The organism is Paracoccus aminovorans, from assembly GCF_001546115.1.
GTDB classification, from domain to species: domain Bacteria; phylum Pseudomonadota; class Alphaproteobacteria; order Rhodobacterales; family Rhodobacteraceae; genus Paracoccus; species Paracoccus aminovorans_B.
This window is the reverse complement of record NZ_KQ955208.1, coordinates 854,674-874,555: the sequence shown is the minus strand read 5'-3', so window position 1 is coordinate 874,555 and position 19,882 is coordinate 854,674. Positions and strand designations below refer to the sequence as shown.

Genomic DNA, 19,882 nt, shown 5'->3' with positions numbered 1-19,882 from the left:
CGGGCCGGAACTGTCAAGGGGGCGGCGGAACTGTCGGGCCCGCGTCGGTGTTGCGCCGGGCAGGGCTTTGGATAAAGCTGGCATGACGGCGATTTGACCGGCGCGGCCGCCGGCGGGAGGGGTGCGATGGAATGGCGGGGCAGACGCGGCAGCCGCAATGTCGAGGACCGGCGCGGCATGGGCCGGGCGGGCGCCGGGGGCGTCGGCATCGTCGGGATGCTGGCGATTCTGGCGGTGGGCTATTTCTTCGGCATCGACATCTCGCCCATCGTCGGCGGGCTGGACCAGGGCAGCCAATCGGGCGAGCCGCGTGAGCTGACCGCCGAGGAGAAGGAATCGGGCCAGTTCGTCAGCGTGGTGCTGGCCGATACCGAGGAGGTCTGGGCCCGCGTCCTGCCCGAACAGGCGGGCGAGCAATATGCCGACCCGGGGCTGGTGATGTTCTCGGGCATCGACAGCTCGGCCTGCGGCACGGCGCAATCGGCCATGGGGCCGTTCTATTGCCCGAACGACCGCAAGATCTATCTCGACACCGATTTCTTCCGCACCATGAGCCAGAAGATGGGCGCGGGCGGCGACTTCGCCTATGCCTATGTCATCGCGCATGAGGTCGGCCACCATGTCCAGAACCAGCTCGGCATCCTGAGCCAGACCATGCAGGCCCGCCAGCAGTCGAACCAGGCAACGGCGAACCGGATCTCGGTGCTGACCGAATTGCAGGCGGATTGCTTCGCCGGGGTCTGGGCCAGCCACGCCAGCCAGCAGTTCAACAGCATCGACGAGGGCGACATCGACGAGGCGATCAATGCCGCCGCCGCCGTGGGCGACGACACGCTGATGGAAAAGGCCGGCCGCGCGCCGATGCCCGATGCCTTTACCCATGGGTCGAGCGCGCAGCGGCAGGAATGGTTCAAGCGCGGCTTCAGCTCCGGGCAGATGGCGCAGTGCGACACGTTCAAGGCGGCCGGGATGTAGGCCGGCCGGCCCGCGCGCATGGCGCCGCTGCCGGAGTATTTGGCAAACGGTGAAAGGCGCGGGCGGTGCCGCGGGCGGCGCGGCCGCAGGGGTATTTGCGGAGCAAAGAAGCCGGGCGGTCAGGGCCGGATGCGGGGCATGCCGCGCGGCCGGTCCATGGTCGCCCAGTCGGGCCAGAGGCCGAAATGTTCCAGGCCCACCAGCACCAAGCCCAGCGCGACGATGGCCAGCACCAGCTTGACCATCCGCGCGCTGGGCGGGTTGCGCGCCCAGCGCGATGCCCGGATCAGCCAGAGGAGGTTGTTCATGCGCCCCTTCCTTTGCTAGGGATCGCCGAAACGGAAAACCGCCCGGGACCACGTCTTGCCTCAGCACAGCGACAGCCGCATCCTGCCCTATACCGCCGACCAGATGTATGCGCTGGTGGCCGATATCGAAAGATACCCCGAGTTCCTGCCCTGGAATTCCGCCGCCCGCATCCGCGCCCGTCGCCCGGGCGAGGGCGGCAGCCAGGTGATCGAGGCCGATCTGGTCATCAGCTTCAAGGTTTTTCGCGAGCGTTTCGGCAGCCGCGTGACGCTGTGGCCGGCCGGCAGGCGCATCGACACCGAATATCTGGACGGGCCGTTCAAATACCTGCGCAGCGGCTGGAGTTTCGCCGACCTGCCCGAAGGCGGCTGCAAGGTCGAATTCTTCGTCGATTTCGAATTCCGCAACGCCATCCTCGGCAAGGTCATCGGCGTGGTCTTCGGCGAGGCGATGAGCCGCATCGTCCGCGCCTTCGAGGACCGGGCCCGCGCGCTTTACGGCGCCTGACGCGCCCGTTCCCAGATCGCGTATTCCGGCGCCATGGCGGTGCGCAGCCGGGTTTCGGTTTCGGCATCGAGATCGGTCGCGGCCTCGGGCGAGACATTGACGCGGGGCAGGGTGATCGCCTGGCCCAGGCGCGCGGCCAGGAAATCCACCAGGGCCGGCATCGCTTCGTAGCGGAAGATGTGGTCGACGGCGATGCGGTTGTCGTTGTCGATCAGGAAGTCCGACTGCCGGCCCAGATTGGCGTGGCTGGGGCGCTCGCCAGGGTGCAGGTAATCCTCGACGAAACGGGAAAAGGACAGGTGCGCGGTGCTGTTCGGCCGGCCGATCAGCGCGTCGCGGGCGCGAAAACGATACCAGCTGCCCAGCCAGTCCAGCGGCTCGCGCATCACCGCCACCGTCTCGAAACGCGGCCCGCCCAGGGGATGCAGCAGCGGGCGGATCTTGTTGATATATTGCCGCAGGTTCAGGTGCTTGATCTCGGCGCGGCCGCGAAAGGCGATCTCGGCGCGTTCGGACAGCGCCTGTTCCAGCGCCGTGGTGCCGGTCTTGGGCACCGACAAGAGCACGATCCGGGGCTTGACGAAGATCAGCATGGACAACTCACGGTCGAAAACATCCGTGCGGATTAGCGGCCGTGATGGGGGCTGGCAAGCGGGTTGCGGGTGGGCCGGCTGATCCCGGCCCACCCGCCTTGGCTCAGATCACGCCGAAGGCGCGCATCGGCTCGGCCACGCGGATGAAGCCGGCGATATTGGCGCCGATGACATAGTCGCCCGGCGCGCCGAATTCCTCGGCCGTCTCGTAGCAGCTGTCATGGATGTCGCGCATGATGGTGGCGAGCCGCGCCTCGGTCTGCTCGAAGCTCCAGCGGTCGCGCGAGGCGTTCTGCTGCATCTCCAGCGCCGAGGTGGCGACGCCGCCGGCATTCGCCGCCTTGCCGGGGCCGAACTTGACGCCGGCCTGCTGGAAGGTGCGGATCGCCTCGGGGGTCGAGGGCATGTTGGCGCCTTCGCCGACCGCCTGCACGCCGTTCTTGACCAGTTTCGCGGCATCCTTGCCGGTCAGCTCGTTCTGCGTGGCCGAGGGCATGGCGACCTGGCAGGGCACGTCCCAGATCGAGCCCTCGCCGGACTTGACGAAATAGCCCTGACCCTTCAGCCGGACGTATTCGCCGATGCGGCCGCGGCGGACCTCCTTGATCTCCTTGATCAGGTCGAGATCAAGGCCGCTCTCGTCGACGATATAGCCCGAGCTGTCCGAACAGGCGATGACCTTGCCGCCATAGGACTGCACCTTCTCGATGGTGTAGATCGCCACGTTGCCCGAGCCCGAGACCACGGTGGTCTTGCCGTCGAAATCCTCGCCGCCGGTCTGCAGCATGGCGCGGGTGAAATAGGTGTTGCCATAGCCGGTGGCCTCGGTCCGGGCCAGCGAGCCGCCGTAGAACAGGCCCTTGCCGGTCAGCACGCCCGCCTCGTAGCGGTTGGTCAGGCGCTTGTATTGCCCGAACATATAGCCGATCTCGCGCCCGCCGACGCCGATGTCGCCCGCCGGCACGTCGGTATATTCGCCGAGGTGGCGGTAAAGCTCGGTCATGAAGCTCTGGCAGAAGCGCATCACCTCGCCGTCCGAGCGGCCCTTGGGATCGAAGTCCGAGCCGCCCTTGCCGCCGCCGATCGGCAGGCCGGTCAGCGCGTTCTTGAAGATCTGCTCGAAGCCCAGGAACTTGATGATCCCGACATTGACCGAGGGGTGGAAGCGCAGCCCGCCCTTGTAGGGGCCCATGGCCGAGGAGAACTGCACCCGGAAGCCGCGGTTGATCTGCACCTGGCCCTTGTCGTCGGTCCACGGCACGCGGAAGATGATCTGCCGCTCGGGCTCGCAGAGGCGCTCGATCAGCGCGTCTTCCAGGTAGTCGGGGCGCTTGGCCACGACGCGGCCCAGGCTTTCCAGCACCTCGCGCACCGCCTGGTGGAACTCGGGCTCGCCGGCGTTGCGGCGGACGACCTGTTCGTAGATGGGCGCAAGTTTGTCATCGATCTGCGGCATGGCGCGCAATCCTTCCCTCAAGAGACGGAGTCGCGCATAGCCCAAGGTTTCAGCAATTTGAATGGGCAAGTGACAGTTTTCAGGCAATCTGCCGAATTTTCTGCCGGATTGCCGGGCAGGAGCCGCCCTGTCGCAGGCGGCCCCTCGGCTGCGGTCTCAGCGCCGGCCGGCTTCCAGCGCGTCCTCGAAGGTGCGCAGCCCGGTGACGGGGGCCTGCACCAGCACGGCCATGTTGCCGGGCTTGTGTTCGTTGCGCAGCATCTTGACATGCGCCGCCGGGATCTCGGCCCAGGGGAAGACCTCGGACATGCAGGGGTCGATGCGGCGCTCGAGCATCAGCTTGTTCGCGGCCGACGCCTGCTTCAGATGCGCGAAGTGCGAGCCCTGCAGGCGCTTCTGGTGCATCCACATGTAGCGCACGTCGAAGGTGCAGTTGAATCCGCTGGTGCCGGCGCAGATCACTACCATGCCGCCCTTCTTGCAGACCAGGGTCGAGACCGGGAAGGTCGCCTCGCCCGGGTGCTCGAAGACGATGTCGACATTGTTGCCCTTGCCGGTGATGTCCCAGATCGCCTTGCCGAACTTGCGCGCCTCGGTGAACCACTCCTTGTATTCCGGGGTGTTCACCGTGGGCAGCTGGCCCCAGCACTTGAAGTCCTTGCGGTTGATGACGCCCTTGGCGCCCAGCGACATGACGAATTCGCGCTTGTCCTCGTCCGAGATCACGCCGATGGCATTGGCGCCGGCCGCGTTGATCAGCTGGATCGCGAACGACCCCAGCCCGCCCGAGGCGCCCCAGACCAGCACGTTCATGCCCGGCTTCAGCTCATGCGGCTCGTGCCCGAACAGCATGCGATAGGCGGTGGCCAGCGTCAGCGTGTAGCAGGCCGATTCCTCCCAGGTCAGGTGCTGCGGGCGGCGCATCAGCTGCTGGGCCTGCACGCGGGTGAACTGGGCGAAGCTGCCGTCCGGCGTCTCATAGCCCCAGATGCGCTGGCTGGGCGAATACATCGGGTCGCCGCCGTTGCATTCCTCGTCGTTGCCGTCGTCCTGGTTGCAATGGATGACGACCTCGTCGCCGACCTTCCAGTTCTTGACCTTGTCGCCCACCGCCCAGACGATGCCCGAGGCGTCGGAACCCGCGATGTGATAGGGCGCGCCATGGCCGTCGAAGGGGCTGATCGGCACGCCGAGGCCGGCCCAGATGCCGTTGTAGTTGACGCCCGCCGCCATCACCAGGACCAGCACCTCGTTGCTGTCGATCGGCGGCGTCTCGACCACCTCGACCTGCATGGCCTTGTCGGGCTCGCCATGCCGCTCGCGCCGGATCGCCCAAGCATACATCTCTTTGGGGACGTAGCCCAGGGGCGGCATCTCGCCGATCTCATAGAGGTCCTTTTCCGGCGCATCATAGGGCGCGATCGGGGTCGGTTGGTCCAGGGCCATCTTGCTTTCCTCTTGCTGCGCGTTCCTCGTGCCGCGGCGCAGAATCGACGCGGGGTGCAGGGCCTGTTTTACGAATGGCTGCGCAATATTGCAACATCGCAGATGCAGAATTTGTAATATTCTGTCGTTTTCGCCAGGGCCACGCCGCGATGCGGCAGCAAATCCCGGTGCTTGCGCTCAGGCCAGATGCCGCGCCAGGAAATCCGCCAGCGGGCGCAGCACGGCGTCCCGGCCGAAGGCGGCGGTGCCATGGCCTTCGTGCGGCAGCAGGGCGAAGTCGATCTCGGCATGCGGGTCCGCGGCCTTCCAGGCCCGGCGCAGCCGCTCGGCCTGGCCGGCCGAAACGATGCTGTCCTGCGCGCCGTGCCGGATCATCAGCGGCGGCAGGTGCCGTCCGGGCGGCATGGCGCCCAGCCGGCCGACCGGCGACAGCGCGGTGGCCTCGGCCCGGCGCGCGCCGACCGGATAGCCGACCAGCAGCGATTCGACGCTGCGCGCCGAATCGGCCGGGGCGCGCCGCACCTTGCGGCCCAGGCGGGCCATGTCGGCATCCATGCTGCCGAAATCCATCGGGCCATAGAAATCCACCACCGCGCGCGGCGCCCGCCCGGTCTCGGCCAGGGTCAGCGCCGCCGAGACCGCCAGGAACGCCCCGGCGCTGCGCCCGCCCAGCGCCATCCGGTCCGGGATCAGCCCCAGCTCCGGCCCGCGCCGGTGCAGGAAATCCAGCGCCGCCAGCACGTCCTGCTCCTGCGCCGGCCACAGCGCCTGGTGCGACAGGCGATAGTTCATCCGCACCACGGCGATGCCCCGCGCCAGCACCTGCGCCGGGACCGGCAGGCTGCGCTTGTCGCCGGCCAGGAAACCGCCGCCGTGCAGGTCCAGAAGCCAGGGAAACGGCCCGTCGCCCTCGGGCAGGTGCACGTCCAGCCGGTTGCGCGGCGAGGCTGGGGAATAGGCCAGATCGACCAGCCCCGGCCCGGCCCGCGCCGGCCCCGCCATCAGCCCGGCCAGCAGCGCCAGCGCCGCCCGGCGCGTCATCGGCATCCGTCTTGCCCCTCGTTCGTCTGCATGGCCGACACCTTAGGCTCCAGGCGCATTGATCGTCAAAGCCAGAACCGGTCCCACCTCTGCACGGCGCCTGTCGTGGCGAAGGGCCTTGCCGCGACAGCCTTGATCGCCTGCCGATTCATCACATGCGCAGTCGTTGCGCAGCATGGTTCTTTCTGCAATGCGGCGAATTGACGGCGCAGGAATGTTACGCTATCGCTTGTCGCGTCGTAATAATCTTGCGAGGGAATCCCGTGGCCGAGAAAGACAAACCCTGGCTCTTCCGCACCTATGCGGGCCACTCGACCGCCGAGAAATCGAATGCGCTCTATCGCTCGAACCTCGCCAAGGGCCAGACCGGGCTGTCGGTGGCCTTCGACCTGCCGACCCAGACCGGCTATGACAGCGACCATGTGCTGGCGCGGGGCGAGGTCGGCAAGGTCGGCGTGCCGGTCTGCCACCTGGGCGACATGCGCGCGCTTTTCGACCAGATCCCGCTCGAGCAGATGAACACCTCGATGACGATCAACGCGACGGCGCCCTGGCTGCTGTCGCTCTATATCGCCGTGGCCGAGGAGCAGGGCGCGGATGTGACGAAGCTGCAAGGCACGGTGCAGAACGACATTATCAAGGAATACCTGTCGCGCGGCACCTATATCTGCCCGCCGAAACCCTCGCTGAAGATGATCACCGACGTCGCGGCCTATACGGCACGGAACCTGCCGAAATGGAACCCGATGAACGTCTGCTCCTATCACCTGCAAGAGGCCGGCGCGACGCCGGAGCAGGAGCTGGCCTATGCGCTGGCGACCGGCATCGCGGTGCTCGACGACCTCAAGGGCAAGGTCGAGCCGGCGGATTTCCCGGCCATGGTCGGGCGGATTTCCTTCTTCGTGAACGCCGGCATCCGCTTCGTGACCGAGCTTTGCAAGATGCGCGCCTTCACCGAGCTCTGGGACGAGATCTGCCGCGAGCGCTACGGCATCGAGGACGAGAAATACCGCCGCTTCCGCTATGGCGTGCAGGTGAACTCGCTGGGCCTGACCGAGCAGCAGCCGGAGAACAATGTCTATCGCATCCTGCTGGAGATGCTGGCCGTGGTGCTGTCGAAGAACGCCCGCGCCCGCGCCGTGCAGCTGCCGGCCTGGAACGAGGCGCTGGGCCTGCCGCGGCCCTGGGACCAGCAATGGTCGCTGAGGATGCAGCAGATCGTCGCCTATGAGACCGACCTGCTGGAATACGGCGACCTGTTCGACGGCAACCCGGCCATCGCCGCCAAGGTCGAGGAGCTGAAGGCCGGCGCGCGCTCCGAGCTCGCGACGCTGGACGAGATGGGCGGCGCCATCGCCGCCATCGAATACATGAAGTCGCGGCTGGTCGAATCGAACGCCGCGCGGCTGAACCGGATCGAGGCGAACGAGACCGTGGTGGTCGGCGTCAATCGCTGGCAGCAGGGCGAGCCTTCGCCGCTGACGGCGGGCGACGGCGGCATCATGGTCGTCGATCCGGCGGTCGAGCAGGACCAGATTGCCAGGCTGGACGCCTGGCGGCGGGCTCGCGACGAAGCGGCCGTCGAGGCCGCTCTCGTCGCGCTGCGCGATGCCGCGCAGAGGGGCCAGAACGTGATGCCGTTTTCCATCGCCGCTGCCAAGGCCGGCGCCACCACCGGCGAATGGGCCCAGGTCATGCGCCAGGTGCATGGCGAATATCGCGGGCCCACGGGCGTGTCGCAATCGCCCTCGAACCGCACCGAGGGGCTGGAGCCGATCCGCGAGGCGGTGGATGCGGTCAGCCAGCGCCTGGGCCGGCGGCTGAAGTTCCTGGTCGGCAAGCCGGGCCTCGACGGCCATTCCAACGGCGCCGAGCAGATCGCCTTCCGCGCCCGCGACTGCGGCATGGACATCACCTATGAGGGCATCCGCCTGACACCCGAGCAGATCGTCGCCCGCGCGGGAGAGCAGGACGCCCATATCGTCGGCCTCTCGATCCTGTCGGGCAGCCACCTGCCGCTGATCGAGGATCTGATGGCGCGCATGCGCGCGGCGGGCCTGGTGCATGTGCCGGTGGTCGTCGGCGGCATCATCCCCGACGACGATGCGGCGCGGCTGCGGCAGATGGGCGTGGCCCGCGTCTATACGCCCAAGGACTTCGAGCTCAATCGCATCATGATGGACATCGTGGCGCTGGTCGAGCCCGAGGAGGCCGCCGCCTGAGCCGGTTGCACGCTCGCATGGGTATTTGAGGAACGAAGAAGACGGGGCGCCGCGCCTCTGTCTTCTCTGTTTCGCAAATACCCACGTCACGACAGCGCCGCTTGGGCCGGCGTGCCGGGATCAGCCCCGGCCCAGCATGTAGAATTCGTCGTTCGGGCGAATGTCGCCGGCATTCACCAGCCGGTTCGACATGCCGAAGAAGGCGGCGATGGCGCCGATGTCCCAGATCTCGTCCTGCGAGAAGCCGGCATCATGCAGGGCGGCATGGTCGCCTGCCGCGATGTCCTGCGCCCGCAGCGCCACCTTCTCGGCATAGGCCAGCATGGCGCGTTCGCGGGGCGTCAGGTCGGCCTTGCGCCAGTTCACCGCCACCTGGTCGGCAATGAAAGCGTTCTTGGCCCGGATGCGCAGGATCGCGCCATGCGCCACCACGCAATACTGGCACTGGTTCAGCCCCGAGGTCGCGACCACGATCAACTCGCGCTCGGCCTTGGTCAATCCGCCCTCGCGCTCCATCAGCGCGTCGTGATAGGCGAAGAAGGCGCGGAATTCGTCGGGCCGATGCGCCAGCGCCAGGAAGACGTTCGGCACGAAGCCGGATTTCTCGGCCACCTTGCGGATGCGGGCGGCGATGTCCTCGGGCATCTCGTCAAGCGAGGGCACCGGGAAGCGGCTGATCGGATGGGTCATGGCTGTCTCCTCTGCCGCCCAAGCTTTGGCCATTGCCGCGGCGGGGTCAATCCGGGGCCGCGGTTGACTTGGCCCGGATTTCGGCATATTCAGCCCGCAATTCCCGGAAGGTCTGGCCTTCCGGTCCCCGCTTGCCGGGGATCGCCCCCCGTCAGCGCGTCGCGCCCACGGGGGCGTTATTGTTTATTCGCGCCCCTTGCGGGCAACGGCAACCATTGGAGGGCCGCCGATGTTTGAAAACCTGTCCGACCGCCTTGGCGGCGTCTTCGACCGGCTGACCAAGCAGGGCGCCCTGACCGAGGATGACGTCACCGCCGCCATGCGCGAGGTGCGCGTCGCGCTGCTGGAAGCCGACGTCTCGCTGCCGGTCGCGCGCAGCTTCGTGAAATCCGTCACCGCCAAGGCCACCGGCAGCGCCGTCACCAAGTCGATCACCCCCGGCCAGCAGGTCGTGAAGATCGTCCATGACGAGCTGATCAAGGTGCTGCAGGGCGAGGGCGAGCCCGACGCGCTGCGGATCGACAATCCCCCGGCGCCGATCCTGATGGTCGGGCTTCAGGGCTCGGGCAAGACCACCACCACCGCGAAACTGGCCAAGCGCCTCAAGGACCGCGAGAAGAAGCGGGTGCTGCTGGCCTCGCTGGACACCAACCGCCCGGCCGCCATGGAGCAGCTTGCGATCCTGGGCCAGCAGATCGGCGTCGACACCCTGCCGATCGTCCCGGGCGAGAACGCGGTGCAGATCGCGAAACGCGCCAAGCAGCAGGCGAGCTTCGGCGGCTATGACGTCTACATGCTCGATACCGCCGGCCGGCTGCATATCGACGAAGTGCTGATGGACGAGGTGCAGGCGGTCCGCGACGTGGCCAACCCGCGCGAGACCCTGCTGGTCGTCGACGGGCTGACCGGCCAGGACGCGGTGAACGTCGCCACCGAATTCGACGGCAAGGTCGGCATCTCGGGCGTGGTGCTGACCCGGATGGACGGCGACGGCCGCGGTGGCGCGGCGCTGTCGATGCGCGCCGTCACCGGCAAGCCGATCCGCTTCGTCGGCCTGGGCGAAAAGATGGACGCGCTGGAGGCCTTCGACGCCAGCCGCGTCGCCGGCCGCATCCTCGGCATGGGCGATATCGTCGCCCTGGTCGAGAAGGCGCAGGAGGTGCTGGAGGTCGAGCAGGCCGAGCGCATGATGAAGCGCTTCCAGAAGGGTCTGTTCAACATGAACGACCTGAAGAGCCAGCTGGAACAGATGATGAAGATGGGCGGGATGCAGTCCATCATGGGCATGATGCCCGGCATGGGCAAGATGGCCAAGCAGGCCGAGGCCGCCGGTTTCGACGACAAGGCGATCAAGCGCCAGATCGCGCTGATCAACTCGATGACGAAAAAGGAACGCGCCAACCCGGACCTGCTGCAGGCCAGCCGCAAGAAGCGCATCGCCGCCGGTGCCGGCATGGAGGTGGCCGATCTGAACAAGCTGCTGAAGATGCAGAAACAGATGGCCGACACGATGAAGAAGCTCGGCAAGATGGGCAAGGGCGGCATGCTGAAGCAGGCCATGCGCGCCATGAGCGGCAAGGGCGGCGGCCTGCCCGACATGGCCGACGTCGATCCGGCCAAGATGGCCGAGGCCACCAGGATGCTGCAGGATCCCAAGGGCTTGGGCGGCGATCTCGGCAAGCTGAACCTGCCCGGCGGGCTTTCCGGGCTGTTCGGGAAGAAGTGATGGCAACCGCGCGCGCCAAGACTTTCGCCGCAAGGCCGGGGAGGGCGGTGTCGTCTCGTTCCGCTCGGGCCTGGCGCCTGGCGGCCGCCTGGCCGGGGTATTTGAAAAACAGAGAAAGCTGGGCCTGGCCTCGGTGCTTCTCTGTTTTTCAAATACCCCGCCACGGTCTGCAACCAGGGCCCGCCCTCGGCCGGCATGGCGCAATGAGCGACGCGCGCTGCATCTGCGGTGTACGCCCGGTGTACGGGCGGTGTACAGCCGCCCCGAACGAAATCAAAGGCTTGGAGATTTCCGCGTGACCACTGACGCCGCCCGCGCCGCCGCTCTCTTGAAAGAGCATCGCGCCAGCATCGACCGTCTGGACGCGATCCTGGTCTATACGCTGGCCGAGCGCTTCAAGCACACCCAGAACGTCGGCCGCCTCAAGGCCGAACACGACCTTCCTCCGTCCGATCCCGCCCGCGAGGCGAGCCAGATCGAGCGGCTGGAACGCCTCGCGCGCGAGGCCGATCTCGACCCGGAATTCGCGCGCAAATTCCTGAACTTCGTGATTGCCGAAGTGATCCGGCATCACGAGACCTTCCAGACCTGACGCAGGGCCCGCCCGCGTCAACCCCGCCATTTCAAAGGAGAAAACCAATGGCAATGAAGATCCGTCTGGCCCGTGGTGGCTCGAAGAAACGTCCGCACTACGCCATCGTCGCGACCGATTCGCGCATGCCGCGTGACGGCCGCTTCCTCGAGAAGCTGGGCACCTACAACCCGCTGCTGGCGAAAGACTCGGAAGACCGCGTCAAGCTGGACCTCGAGCGCGTGCAATACTGGCTTGCCCAGGGCGCCCAGCCGACCGACCGCGTGGCGCGTTTCCTGGAAGCCTCTGGCGCGAAAGAGAAAACCGAGCGCAAGAACCTGAAGAAAGGCGAGCCGGGCAAGGCCGCGAAAGAGCGTGCCGAGAAGCGCGCCGCCCGCGAAGCCGCCGCCTCGGAAGCCGCTTCGGAATAATCCCATGGCCGAGCGGATCTGTGTCGGCGCGATCGCAGGCGCCTTCGGCGTCCGGGGCGAGGTAAGGCTCAAGAGCTTTACCTCGCAACCTGATGATGTCGCTGCATATGGTCCGCTCTGGTCCGAGGATGGCAAGCGCAGCTTCACCCTCAAGCTGACCCGGCCGGTGACCGGCGGCCTGGGCGCCCGGCTCTCGGGCGTCGAGACGCGCGAGGATGCCGAGGCGCTGAAGGGCGTGACGCTCTGGGCCGACCGCGAGCGGCTGCCCTCGCTGCCCGACGACGAATTCTATCATACGGATCTGATTGGCCTTTCCGTCTATGATGCCGGCGGCGTGCTGCTGGGCAAGGTCCGCGCCATCTATGACCATGGCGCGGGCGACATCCTGGAAATCCATTGCCCCGGCCGCAAGCAGACCCTGCTTTTGCCCTTCACCCGCGCCTTCGTGCCGACGGTGGACCTGGCCGCCGGCCGCATCATCGCCGACCCGCCCGAGGATGCCGAGGAATGAGCGCGGAAGGGATGAAATCCCACGGCCGGCTCTCGATCCGTGAAAGCCGACAACCCCGCGACCTGCTGGCGGAGCCGCAGGTCAGGGGCGCCTGGACCGCTCAGGTCATCACGCTTTTCCCCGAGGCTTTTCCGGGGGTTCTGGGGCTTTCCTTGACCGGCCGGGCGCTGGCCGAGGGGCTGTGGAACCTGCGCACCACCGACCTGCGCCCCTTCGGCATCGGCAAGCACCGCAATGTCGACGACACCCCCGCCGGCGGCGGCGCCGGCATGGTGATCCGCCCCGACGTGATGGACGCCGCCCTGCGCGAGGCCGGCCCCGGCCTGCCGGTGATCTATCTGTCGCCGCGCGGCAAGCCCTTCACGCAGGAACGCGCCCGCCAGCTGGCGAACGGCCCCGGCATGACCCTGATCTGCGGCCGGTTCGAGGGCGTGGACCAGCGCGTGCTGGACGCCCACGATGTCGAGGAAATCAGCATCGGCGACTATGTCCTGACCGGCGGGGAACTGGCGGCTCAGGTCTTGATCGACGCGACGGTTCGGCTTATACCGCGCGTGCTGGGGAATCAGGAGTCACTGGCCGAGGAATCCTTTTCCGATGGCCTGCTTGAGCACCCCCAGTACACGAAGCCCGCCCTATGGGAAGGCCGCGCGATACCCGAGGTTCTGCTTTCGGGAAATCACGCGGCTATTGCCACATGGCGGCGCGACATGGCCGAAAGGCTGACCAAGGAACGCCGCCCCGATCTGTGGCGGGCATACGGGGAAACCCGCATGGACCCGGCAAAGGACCGACAGCTCTCGGGCGCATCAGACCAATCGCGGGATCACCGCGAGCATCAAGAGGAACCAAAGCGATGAACCTGATCGCCCAGTTGGAAGCCGAGCAGATCGCCTCGCTCGGCAAGGAAATCCCGGACTTCAAGGCCGGCGACACCGTCCGCGTCGGCTATAAAGTGACCGAAGGCACCCGCACCCGCGTGCAGATGTACGAAGGCGTCGTGATCTCGCGCAAGGGCGGCGGCATCGGTGCCTCGTTCACCGTGCGCAAGATCTCGTTCGGCGAGGGTGTCGAGCGCGTCTTCCCGCTGTATTCGACCAATATCGACTCGATCACCGTCGTGCGCCGTGGCCGCGTCCGCCGCGCCAAGCTGTACTACCTGCGCGACCGTCGCGGCAAATCCGCCCGCATCGCCGAAGTCAGCAACTACAAGCCCAAAGCCGACGCCAAGGCCTGAGGAGACGCGCCATGAAAGCAGAAATTCACCCCGACTACCACTTCATCACCGTGAAGATGATCGACGGCACCACCTATCAGCTGCGCTCGACCTGGGGCAAGGAAGGCGACACCATGTCGCTGGACATCGACCCGACCGTGCATCCGGCCTGGACCGGCGGTTCGGCCAAGCTGATGGACACCGGCGGCCGCGTGTCGAAGTTCAAGAACAAATACGCCGGCCTGGGCTTCTGAGCCCTCGCCACCGGCGCCAACGGAAACGCCGCCCCGAGGGGCGGCGTTTTGCGTTTTCAGCGGGGCGGTGGGCGGCCCCGGACGGGAGAGAGGTGTGCCGACGCGCGGCGGGGTCAGTAGCCGAGCCCCAGGATCGGCATCCAGCTGGGCGCGCGCGGCGGCCGGTTCAGCGGCTGGCCGGTCATCGGGCCATGGCCGGTATCGATCATGACGCGGCCGTCACGATATTCCCGCAGCACCGGGCCTTGCACGCTGCGATAGGCCGAAAGCGCGATGGTGGCATAGCTGCGGATCGGGGTCGGGAAAACGGCGCGGATCATTGCAGGGCTCCCTTCTGGTCAAGGCGGTGAATGGCGGTGTCCCAAAGCGAGGGGTCGCGGTCGCGCATCAGGTCGCGCGCGGCCTCGAACGGCTCGCAGGTGATCAGCCGCAGCGGAATGTCCGAGATCCGGTGCGGCCTGCCCGTGCGGCGATCGATCAGGCTGACCGCATAGCGGGGCAGGGCGGCGGCAGAAGCCGACAGATGGTTCAGCATGGGCATCCTGGTCTCCCTTTCCCTGGCTGACCTGCCGGGACGTTCCGGCCCTTATATAACGACATAGTCAGTCGTGTTTTGCAAGATAAAACTCGACTTGCCTTGTCGTGATGAAAGAATGAAGCCGGAACAAATGCTTGCGCGGCCGGCCGCAGCGGCGCCGGGTGCGGGAAAAACGCCACGTCGCCGGTGATTCGCGCCTGCGCGGCGCTTTTCATCGGCCGAGGCGCGGCCTATGGTCCGCGGCGGAACTGGCGCAGGCCCGGGGGGGATTCGTGGCGCATATCATTGTGGTCGGGAACGAAAAGGGCGGTTCGGGCAAGTCCACGACCTCGATGCATGTCGCGACGGCGCTGGCGCGCATGGGCCACCGGGTCGGCGCGCTGGACCTGGACGTGCGCCAGCGCAGCTTTGGCCGCTACCTGGAAAACCGCGCCCATTTCACCCAGCGCGAGGGGCTGGACCTGCCGACCCCGATCCTGGGCCACCTGCCGGCCGAGACCGGGCCGGACAGCGATCCGCTGTCGCAGGCGGTGGCCGAGCTGGATCGCGATTGTGACTTCATCCTGCTGGACTGCCCCGGCTCGCATACCCGGCTCAGCCAGATGGCGCATACGCTGGCCGATACGCTGATCACGCCGATGAACGACAGTTTCGTCGATTTCGACCTGCTGGCGCGGCTCTCGCCCGAGGGCAAGATCCTGGGCCCCTCGATTTATGCCGAGATGGTCTGGTCGGCGCGGCAATTGCGCGGTCAGGCCGGCGCCGGCCCGATCGACTGGCTGGTGCTGCGGAACCGCCTGGGCACCCAGGCCATGCACAACAAGCGCAAGGTCGGCGGCGCGCTGGCCATGCTGTCGAAACGCATCGGCTTCCGCGTCGCCCCCGGCTTTTCCGAGCGGGTGATCTTTCGCGAGCTGTTCCCGCGCGGGCTGACGCTGCTGGACCTGAAAGACATCGGCACCGAGCAGCTGAGCATGTCGAACATCGCCGCCCGCCAGGAACTGCGCGAGCTGATCGGCGAATTGAAGCTACCCGGCGTCACGATCTCGTTCTGATTCCCGGCCGCCATTGTTGCCACCCCGGGGCGCGGCTATGCTCTGCGCCGGATTTCCTCGAGGAGGGGACGATGACGGCTGTTCGCCGCAGCATTTGCGCCGCCCTGTTGGGCCTGGTCCTGGCGCTTCCCGCGCTGCCGGCCATGGCGCAGACGGCGGGCGCCGCCGCCCAGCCCGAGCCGTCGGCCGAGGCGCCGTTGGTGACGCTGGCCAAGGCCGAGCGCGGCCCGGTGCAGGCGCGGGTGCCGGTCTCGGGCTCGCTGGTGGCGCGGCAGGCGGTGCAGGTCCATGCCAATGTCGCGGGCTACGAGATCACCCAGATTGCGGCCGAGGTCGGCGACAGCGTCAAGGCCGGCGCGGTGCTGGCGCAGCTTTCCGACGAGACGCTGGAGGCGCAGCTGGCGCAGGCCGAGGCCGAATATCAGCGCGCCGAGGCCGGCATCCGCCAGGCCGAAAGCCAGATCGCCAGTGCCGAGGCGACCGCGACCGAGGCAGCATCGGCCCTGGAGCGCACGCGCAGCCTGCGCCGCAGCGGCAACGCCAGCCAGGCGGTGCTGGACCAGGCGGTCGCGACCGAGGCCTCGGCCCGGGCGGCGGCGGCCTCGGCCTCGGACGGGCTGGGGGTGGCACGCGCGGCTTTGGCGCAGGCCGATGCCGCGCGCCGGATCGCCCGGCTGAACCTGGGCCATGCCCGCATCACCGCGCCGGTCGATGGCGTGGTGGTGGCGCGCACCGCCGAGCTGGGCGCGATCTCGGGCACCGGGGGCGATGCGCTTTTCACCCTCATCGCGGCGGGCGAGATCGAGCTGGCAGCTGATGTGATCGAAACCGCGCTGGCGCAGCTGACGCCGGGCGATGCCGCCCTGATCGACGTGGCGGGACTGGGCCCGGTCGCCGGCCGGCTGCGGCTGGCGCCTGCCTCGGTCGATCCGGTGACGCGGCTCGGCACGGCGCGGGTGGCGCTGGACCCCGATCCGCGGCTGCGGCTGGGGCTGTTTGCCAGCGGCTGGATCGTCACCGACCGGCGCGAGGCGCTGACCGTGCCGCTGTCGGCGATCCTGGCCGATGAGCAGGGCGAGCGGGTGCAGGTGGTCAAGGACGGCGTGATCGAGACCCGGCCGGTCAAGGCCGGGCTGATCTGGCAGGGCCGGCGCGAGATCCTCGAGGGCTTGCGCGAGGGCGAGCAGGTGGTGGCCAGGGCCGGCGCCTTCTTCCGCAGCGGCGACCGGGTCAGGGCGGCGCCATGAACTTCTCGGCCTGGTCCATCCGGCAGCCGGTGCCGGCCATCGCGGTCTTCCTGGTTCTGGTCATGATGGGGCTCTACAGCTTCAGCAGGCTGGCGGTCACGGCGATGCCGAACATCGACCTGCCCCTGGTCAGCGTCGTGGTCAGCCAGCCCGGCGCGGCGCCGAGCGAGCTGACCCGGCAGGTGGTGCAGCCGATCGAGGATTCCATCGCCTCGATCACCGGGGTGCGGCACATCACCTCGACGGCGCTGGACGGCTCGGCGCGGATCTATGTCGAATTCGAGCTGGAGACCGACACCGACCGCGCCGTGAACGATGTCAAGGATGCGGTGGCCAATGTGCGCGCCGACCTGCCCGAATCCATCGTCGAGCCGCTGATCCACCGCATCGACGTCTCGGGCATGGCGATCCTGACCTATGCCGTCAGCGACCCCGGCAAGTCCATCGAGCAGCTGTCGGATTTCGTCGACGACGTGGTGGCGCGCGATCTGTCCACGGTGCCGGGCGTGGCCTCGATCACCCGCATCGGCGGCGCCGACCGCCAGATCAACGTCGATCTGGACCCGGCCCGCATCCAGGCCTTCGGCCTGACGGCGGCCGAAATCTCGGACCAGTTGCGGGCCAAGAACATCGACCTGGGCGGCGGGCGCGGCGACCTGGCGGGGACCGAATTCTCGATCCGCGCCCTGGGATCGGCCGGCGACGTGGCACGGCTGGCCGAGACGCCGATTCTGATCGGCGGCGGTGATACCGGCGGGCATACGGTCCGGCTGGACCAGCTGGGCCGCGTCAGCGACGGCGCCAGCGAGGAGCGCACTTTTGCCCTGCTCAACGGCCAGCCGGTGGTGGCCTTCGGCGTCTTCCGCGGCTCGGGCGAATCCGACCTAGTGGCCGGGGACGGCGCCAAGGCCCGCATCGCCGAGATCGCCGCGCGCCATCCCGGCACCCGCATCCAGCTGATCGACGACGCGACCAGCCACACCTCGAACAGCTATCATTCGACCATGGACACGCTTTATGAGGGGGCGGCGCTGGCGGTGGTGGTGGTGTTCCTGTTCCTGCGGAACTGGCGCGCGACGCTGATCGCCGCCGTGGCGCTGCCGCTGTCGATCATCCCGACCTTTTTCGTCATGCACATGCTGGGTTTTACCCTGAACGGGGTGAGCCTGCTGGCGATCACGCTGGTCACCGGCATCCTGGTCGATGACGCCATCGTCGAGATCGAGAATATCGTGCGCCATATCAACATGGGCGTGCCCGCCTATGACGCCAGCATGGAGGCCGCGAACGAGATCGGCCTGACCGTGATCGCGATCAGCTTTTCCATCGTCGCGGTCTTTGCCCCGGTCAGCTTCATGGGCGGGATCCCGGGGCAGTATTTCAAGCAGTTCGGGCTGACGGTCGCGGTCTCGGTGCTGTTCTCGCTGCTGGTGGCGCGGCTGATCACGCCGATGCTGGCGGCCTATTTCCTGCGCGACAGCACGCATCTGCCCGAGGAGAGGGACGGTCCGGTGCTGCGCGGGCTGATAGCCGTGCTGGGCTGGACCCTGCGCCACCGCGGGCTGACGCTGCTGATGGGCATGGGGGTGTTCGCGCTCTCGATCTTTTCCGCGACCCTGCTGCCGACCGAGTTCATCCCGGCGCAGGACGTCGGCCGCAGCCAGGTCAGCATCGAGCTGCCGCCCGGCGCCACCCCGCGCGAGACCGAAGCCGCCGCCGCCATGATCTCGCAGCGCATCAGCGCGGCGCCCGAGGTGCGCTCGGTCTTCGTCAATGGCGGCGAGGATGACGTCGCCAAGGCCAAGCTGATGGTGAACTACGGTCCCAAGGACGAGCGCGAGCGCTCGAGCTTTGCCGTCGAGGACGAGTTGAAAGAGCATCTGGCGGCCATCCCCGACCTGCGCATCGACTTCCAGAACCAAGAGGGCAATGCCGACCTGTCGATTTCGGTCCTGGGCGATACCGAGGATGCGGCGGCCGAGGCGGCCGAGCGGCTGATGGCGGCGATGAAGACCCTGCCGGCGCTGGAGGGGGTGCGGTCATCCGCCAGCCTGGAGCGGCCCGAGATCCAGATCCATCCGCGGCCCGAGGTCGCGGCGCAGTTGGGCGTCACCGCCAGCGCGCTGGCGACGACGCTGCGGGTGGCAACGCTGGGCGACACGGAATCGAACCTCGCCAAGTTCAACGCCGGCGACAAGCAGATCCCGATCATGGTGCGGCTGGACGAGGCGGCGCGGCGCGACCTGATGACGGTCAGGAACCTGCGCGTGCCAAGCTCGGCCGGGCAGCTGCCGCTGGAGGCGGTGGCGGATGTGACGCTTTCGGCCGGGGCGACCGAGATCGGCCGCTACGACCGGCGCTATCAGACCACCGTCTCGGGCAACCTGGCCGAGGGTGCGCTGCTGGGCCCGGTCAGCGCCCAGGTCACGGGGTTGCAGCAGGGGATCGAGCTGCCGGCCGGGACCGAGATCAAGCCCTCGGGCGATGCCGAGATCATGGCCGAGGTGTTCCAGGCCTTCTCGGTCGCGATGGTCTCGGGCGTGGTGCTGACCTATGTCGTTCTGGTGCTGCTGTTTCACAATTTCATCACCCCCGTCTCGATCCTGATGTCGCTGCCCCTGGCCATTGGCGGGGCGATCCTGGCGCTGTTCCTGACCGGCAATTCCATCAGCATGTCGGTGGTGATCGGCTTCCTGATGCTGATGGGCATCGTGACCAAGAACGCGATCATGCTGGTCGAATTCGCGGTCAGCGCCATCGAGCGCGGCGTCGAGAAGCGCGCGGCGATCCTGGATGCGGTGCACAAGCGGGCGCGGCCCATCGTGATGACGACCATCGCCATGACCGCGGGCATGGTGCCCTCGGCGCTGGGAACGGGCGAGGGCGCCGAGTTCAGCGCGCCGATGGCGATTTCGGTGATCGGCGGGCTGTTGCTCTCGACGCTGCTGTCGCTGTTGTTCGTGCCCTCGCTGTTTTCGGTGGTGCATGGTGGGCAGGTCAGGGTCGGGCGCTGGCTGGTGCGGCGGATCGGGCTGAACGCGCGCCCCGCGGGGGAGTGAGGTCGCTGCCGGGGGCTGTCTGCCCCCGGACCCCC

At 67.7% G+C, this 19,882-nt stretch carries 21 protein-coding genes; 13 read left to right on the top strand and 8 right to left on the bottom strand.

All coding sequences use genetic code 11. The features are described 5' to 3' along the window. Nucleotides 1-126: 126 nt before the first annotated feature. On the top strand, nucleotides 127-975 hold the full coding sequence (gene ypfJ / locus ASV56_RS04505) for a KPN_02809 family neutral zinc metallopeptidase (RefSeq protein ID WP_062560955.1): 849 nt from the start codon (nucleotides 127-129) through the stop codon (nucleotides 973-975). A 119-nt stretch (nucleotides 976-1,094) separates the two neighbouring features. Here ypfJ and ASV56_RS04500 read toward each other — a convergent pair whose 3' ends face one another. After that, nucleotides 1,095-1,283 carry a hypothetical protein gene (locus ASV56_RS04500; protein ID WP_062560954.1) on the bottom strand — a complete coding sequence of 63 codons (189 nt, stop codon included), beginning with the start codon at nucleotides 1,281-1,283 and terminating at the stop codon, nucleotides 1,095-1,097. A gap of 55 nt (nucleotides 1,284-1,338) precedes the next feature. On the opposite strand from ASV56_RS04500, the gene ASV56_RS04495 reads away from it, so the two are divergent. After that, nucleotides 1,339-1,791, top strand: a complete 453-nt coding sequence (locus ASV56_RS04495) for a type II toxin-antitoxin system RatA family toxin (RefSeq protein WP_062560953.1) — start codon at nucleotides 1,339-1,341, stop codon at nucleotides 1,789-1,791. Here ASV56_RS04495 and ASV56_RS04490 read toward each other — a convergent pair. From ASV56_RS04490 to ASV56_RS04475, 4 genes are all read right to left on the bottom strand, one after another. Beyond that, nucleotides 1,779-2,384: a hypothetical protein gene (locus tag ASV56_RS04490; RefSeq protein WP_062560952.1), complete on the bottom strand. Its 606-nt coding sequence runs from the start codon at nucleotides 2,382-2,384 to the stop codon at nucleotides 1,779-1,781. The genes ASV56_RS04495 and ASV56_RS04490 overlap by 13 nt on opposite strands. A 103-nt stretch (nucleotides 2,385-2,487) precedes the next feature. Further along, nucleotides 2,488-3,840 (bottom strand): NADP-specific glutamate dehydrogenase, encoded by a 1,353-nt coding sequence (gene gdhA, locus ASV56_RS04485; protein WP_062560951.1) that lies wholly within the window; start codon nucleotides 3,838-3,840, stop codon nucleotides 2,488-2,490. Nucleotides 3,841-3,996: 156 nt separating this feature from the next. Then, the gene (ccrA, locus tag ASV56_RS04480; protein WP_062560950.1) at nucleotides 3,997-5,286 is read right to left on the bottom strand and encodes a crotonyl-CoA carboxylase/reductase; all 1,290 of its coding nucleotides are present in this window, start codon (nucleotides 5,284-5,286) and stop codon (nucleotides 3,997-3,999) included. 177 nt (nucleotides 5,287-5,463) lie between these two features. After that, nucleotides 5,464-6,333, bottom strand: a complete 870-nt coding sequence (locus ASV56_RS04475; RefSeq protein ID WP_062560949.1) for an alpha/beta hydrolase — start codon at nucleotides 6,331-6,333, stop codon at nucleotides 5,464-5,466. A gap of 257 nt (nucleotides 6,334-6,590) precedes the next feature. Between ASV56_RS04475 and ASV56_RS04470 the strand changes: the two genes are divergently transcribed. Next, nucleotides 6,591-8,549: a protein meaA gene (locus ASV56_RS04470; RefSeq protein ID WP_062560948.1), complete on the top strand. Its 1,959-nt coding sequence runs from the start codon at nucleotides 6,591-6,593 to the stop codon at nucleotides 8,547-8,549. Between the two features lie 120 nt (nucleotides 8,550-8,669). On the opposite strand, the gene ASV56_RS04465 is transcribed toward ASV56_RS04470, so the two are convergent. After that, entirely contained in the window at nucleotides 8,670-9,239 is a 570-nt protein-coding gene (locus ASV56_RS04465; RefSeq protein ID WP_062560947.1) for a peroxidase-related enzyme, read from the bottom strand. Between the two features lie 229 nt (nucleotides 9,240-9,468). Here ASV56_RS04465 and ffh point away from each other — a divergent pair, with 229 nt between their 5' ends. The 7 genes from ffh to rpmE all read left to right on the top strand — a co-directional run bounded on the left by ffh (nucleotide 9,469) and on the right by rpmE (nucleotide 13,948). Continuing rightward, nucleotides 9,469-10,965: a signal recognition particle protein gene (gene ffh / locus ASV56_RS04460; protein WP_062560946.1), complete on the top strand. Its 1,497-nt coding sequence runs from the start codon at nucleotides 9,469-9,471 to the stop codon at nucleotides 10,963-10,965. A 295-nt stretch (nucleotides 10,966-11,260) separates the two neighbouring features. Then, entirely contained in the window at nucleotides 11,261-11,557 is a 297-nt protein-coding gene (locus ASV56_RS04455) for a chorismate mutase (protein ID WP_062560945.1), read from the top strand. Nucleotides 11,558-11,604: 47 nt separating this feature from the next. Beyond that, nucleotides 11,605-11,967, top strand: coding sequence for a 30S ribosomal protein S16 (gene rpsP, locus ASV56_RS04450; RefSeq protein WP_062560944.1), 363 nt, complete (start codon nucleotides 11,605-11,607; stop codon nucleotides 11,965-11,967). A 4-nt stretch (nucleotides 11,968-11,971) separates the two neighbouring features. Then, complete coding sequence (gene rimM, locus ASV56_RS04445; protein ID WP_062560943.1) at nucleotides 11,972-12,478, top strand: ribosome maturation factor RimM; 507 nt, start codon at nucleotides 11,972-11,974, stop codon at nucleotides 12,476-12,478. Next, a complete protein-coding gene (gene trmD / locus ASV56_RS04440; protein WP_026155391.1) occupies nucleotides 12,475-13,338 on the top strand; it encodes a tRNA (guanosine(37)-N1)-methyltransferase TrmD in 864 nt (287 codons plus the stop codon). The genes rimM and trmD overlap by 4 nt, the downstream gene beginning before the upstream one ends. Beyond that, the gene (gene rplS / locus ASV56_RS04435) at nucleotides 13,335-13,715 is read left to right on the top strand and encodes a 50S ribosomal protein L19 (RefSeq protein ID WP_018000122.1); all 381 of its coding nucleotides are present in this window, start codon (nucleotides 13,335-13,337) and stop codon (nucleotides 13,713-13,715) included. The genes trmD and rplS overlap by 4 nt, the downstream gene beginning before the upstream one ends. 11 nt (nucleotides 13,716-13,726) lie before the next feature. Further along, nucleotides 13,727-13,948 (top strand): 50S ribosomal protein L31, encoded by a 222-nt coding sequence (gene rpmE / locus ASV56_RS04430; RefSeq protein ID WP_062560942.1) that lies wholly within the window; start codon nucleotides 13,727-13,729, stop codon nucleotides 13,946-13,948. 113 nt (nucleotides 13,949-14,061) lie between these two features. On the opposite strand, the gene ASV56_RS04425 is transcribed toward rpmE, so the two are convergent. Beyond that, nucleotides 14,062-14,268 carry a hypothetical protein gene (locus ASV56_RS04425; protein WP_018000124.1) on the bottom strand — a complete coding sequence of 69 codons (207 nt, stop codon included), beginning with the start codon at nucleotides 14,266-14,268 and terminating at the stop codon, nucleotides 14,062-14,064. Beyond that, complete coding sequence (locus ASV56_RS04420; protein WP_062560941.1) at nucleotides 14,265-14,489, bottom strand: hypothetical protein; 225 nt, start codon at nucleotides 14,487-14,489, stop codon at nucleotides 14,265-14,267. Before ASV56_RS04420 ends, ASV56_RS04425 begins: the two co-directional genes overlap by 4 nt. A gap of 269 nt (nucleotides 14,490-14,758) precedes the next feature. On the opposite strand from ASV56_RS04420, the gene ASV56_RS04415 reads away from it, so the two are divergent. The 3 genes from ASV56_RS04415 to ASV56_RS04405 all read left to right on the top strand — a co-directional run bounded on the left by ASV56_RS04415 (nucleotide 14,759) and on the right by ASV56_RS04405 (nucleotide 19,847). Beyond that, nucleotides 14,759-15,541, top strand: a complete 783-nt coding sequence (locus ASV56_RS04415) for a division plane positioning ATPase MipZ (RefSeq protein ID WP_062562234.1) — start codon at nucleotides 14,759-14,761, stop codon at nucleotides 15,539-15,541. Between the two features lie 71 nt (nucleotides 15,542-15,612). Further along, nucleotides 15,613-16,788: an efflux RND transporter periplasmic adaptor subunit gene (locus ASV56_RS04410; RefSeq protein WP_062560940.1), complete on the top strand. Its 1,176-nt coding sequence runs from the start codon at nucleotides 15,613-15,615 to the stop codon at nucleotides 16,786-16,788. Further along, nucleotides 16,785-19,847 carry an efflux RND transporter permease subunit gene (locus ASV56_RS04405; RefSeq protein ID WP_062560939.1) on the top strand — a complete coding sequence of 1,021 codons (3,063 nt, stop codon included), beginning with the start codon at nucleotides 16,785-16,787 and terminating at the stop codon, nucleotides 19,845-19,847. The genes ASV56_RS04410 and ASV56_RS04405 overlap by 4 nt, the downstream gene beginning before the upstream one ends. Nucleotides 19,848-19,882: the final 35 nt, after the last annotated feature.

Bases quoted from the DNA above. Each gene is read 5' to 3' on its own strand.
- ASV56_RS04420 (WP_062560941.1), bottom strand. From the start codon at position 14,489: ATGCCCATGCTGAACCATCTGTCGGCTTCTGCCGCCGCCCTGCCCCGC.
- ccrA (WP_062560950.1), bottom strand. From the start codon at position 5,286: ATGGCCCTGGACCAACCGACCCCGATCGCGCCCTATGATGCGCCGGAA.
- rpsP (WP_062560944.1), top strand. From the start codon at position 11,605: ATGGCAATGAAGATCCGTCTGGCCCGTGGTGGCTCGAAGAAACGTCCG.
- ffh (WP_062560946.1), top strand. From the start codon at position 9,469: ATGTTTGAAAACCTGTCCGACCGCCTTGGCGGCGTCTTCGACCGGCTG.
- rplS (WP_018000122.1), top strand. From the start codon at position 13,335: ATGAACCTGATCGCCCAGTTGGAAGCCGAGCAGATCGCCTCGCTCGGC.
- ASV56_RS04410 (WP_062560940.1), top strand. From the start codon at position 15,613: ATGACGGCTGTTCGCCGCAGCATTTGCGCCGCCCTGTTGGGCCTGGTC.
- ASV56_RS04425 (WP_018000124.1), bottom strand. From the start codon at position 14,268: ATGATCCGCGCCGTTTTCCCGACCCCGATCCGCAGCTATGCCACCATC.
- ASV56_RS04500 (WP_062560954.1), bottom strand. From the start codon at position 1,283: ATGAACAACCTCCTCTGGCTGATCCGGGCATCGCGCTGGGCGCGCAAC.
- ASV56_RS04405 (WP_062560939.1), top strand. From the start codon at position 16,785: ATGAACTTCTCGGCCTGGTCCATCCGGCAGCCGGTGCCGGCCATCGCG.
- rimM (WP_062560943.1), top strand. From the start codon at position 11,972: ATGGCCGAGCGGATCTGTGTCGGCGCGATCGCAGGCGCCTTCGGCGTC.
- ASV56_RS04475 (WP_062560949.1), bottom strand. From the start codon at position 6,333: ATGCCGATGACGCGCCGGGCGGCGCTGGCGCTGCTGGCCGGGCTGATG.
- ASV56_RS04490 (WP_062560952.1), bottom strand. From the start codon at position 2,384: ATGCTGATCTTCGTCAAGCCCCGGATCGTGCTCTTGTCGGTGCCCAAG.
- gdhA (WP_062560951.1), bottom strand. From the start codon at position 3,840: ATGCCGCAGATCGATGACAAACTTGCGCCCATCTACGAACAGGTCGTC.
- ypfJ (WP_062560955.1), top strand. From the start codon at position 127: ATGGAATGGCGGGGCAGACGCGGCAGCCGCAATGTCGAGGACCGGCGC.
- rpmE (WP_062560942.1), top strand. From the start codon at position 13,727: ATGAAAGCAGAAATTCACCCCGACTACCACTTCATCACCGTGAAGATG.
- trmD (WP_026155391.1), top strand. From the start codon at position 12,475: ATGAGCGCGGAAGGGATGAAATCCCACGGCCGGCTCTCGATCCGTGAA.
- ASV56_RS04465 (WP_062560947.1), bottom strand. From the start codon at position 9,239: ATGACCCATCCGATCAGCCGCTTCCCGGTGCCCTCGCTTGACGAGATG.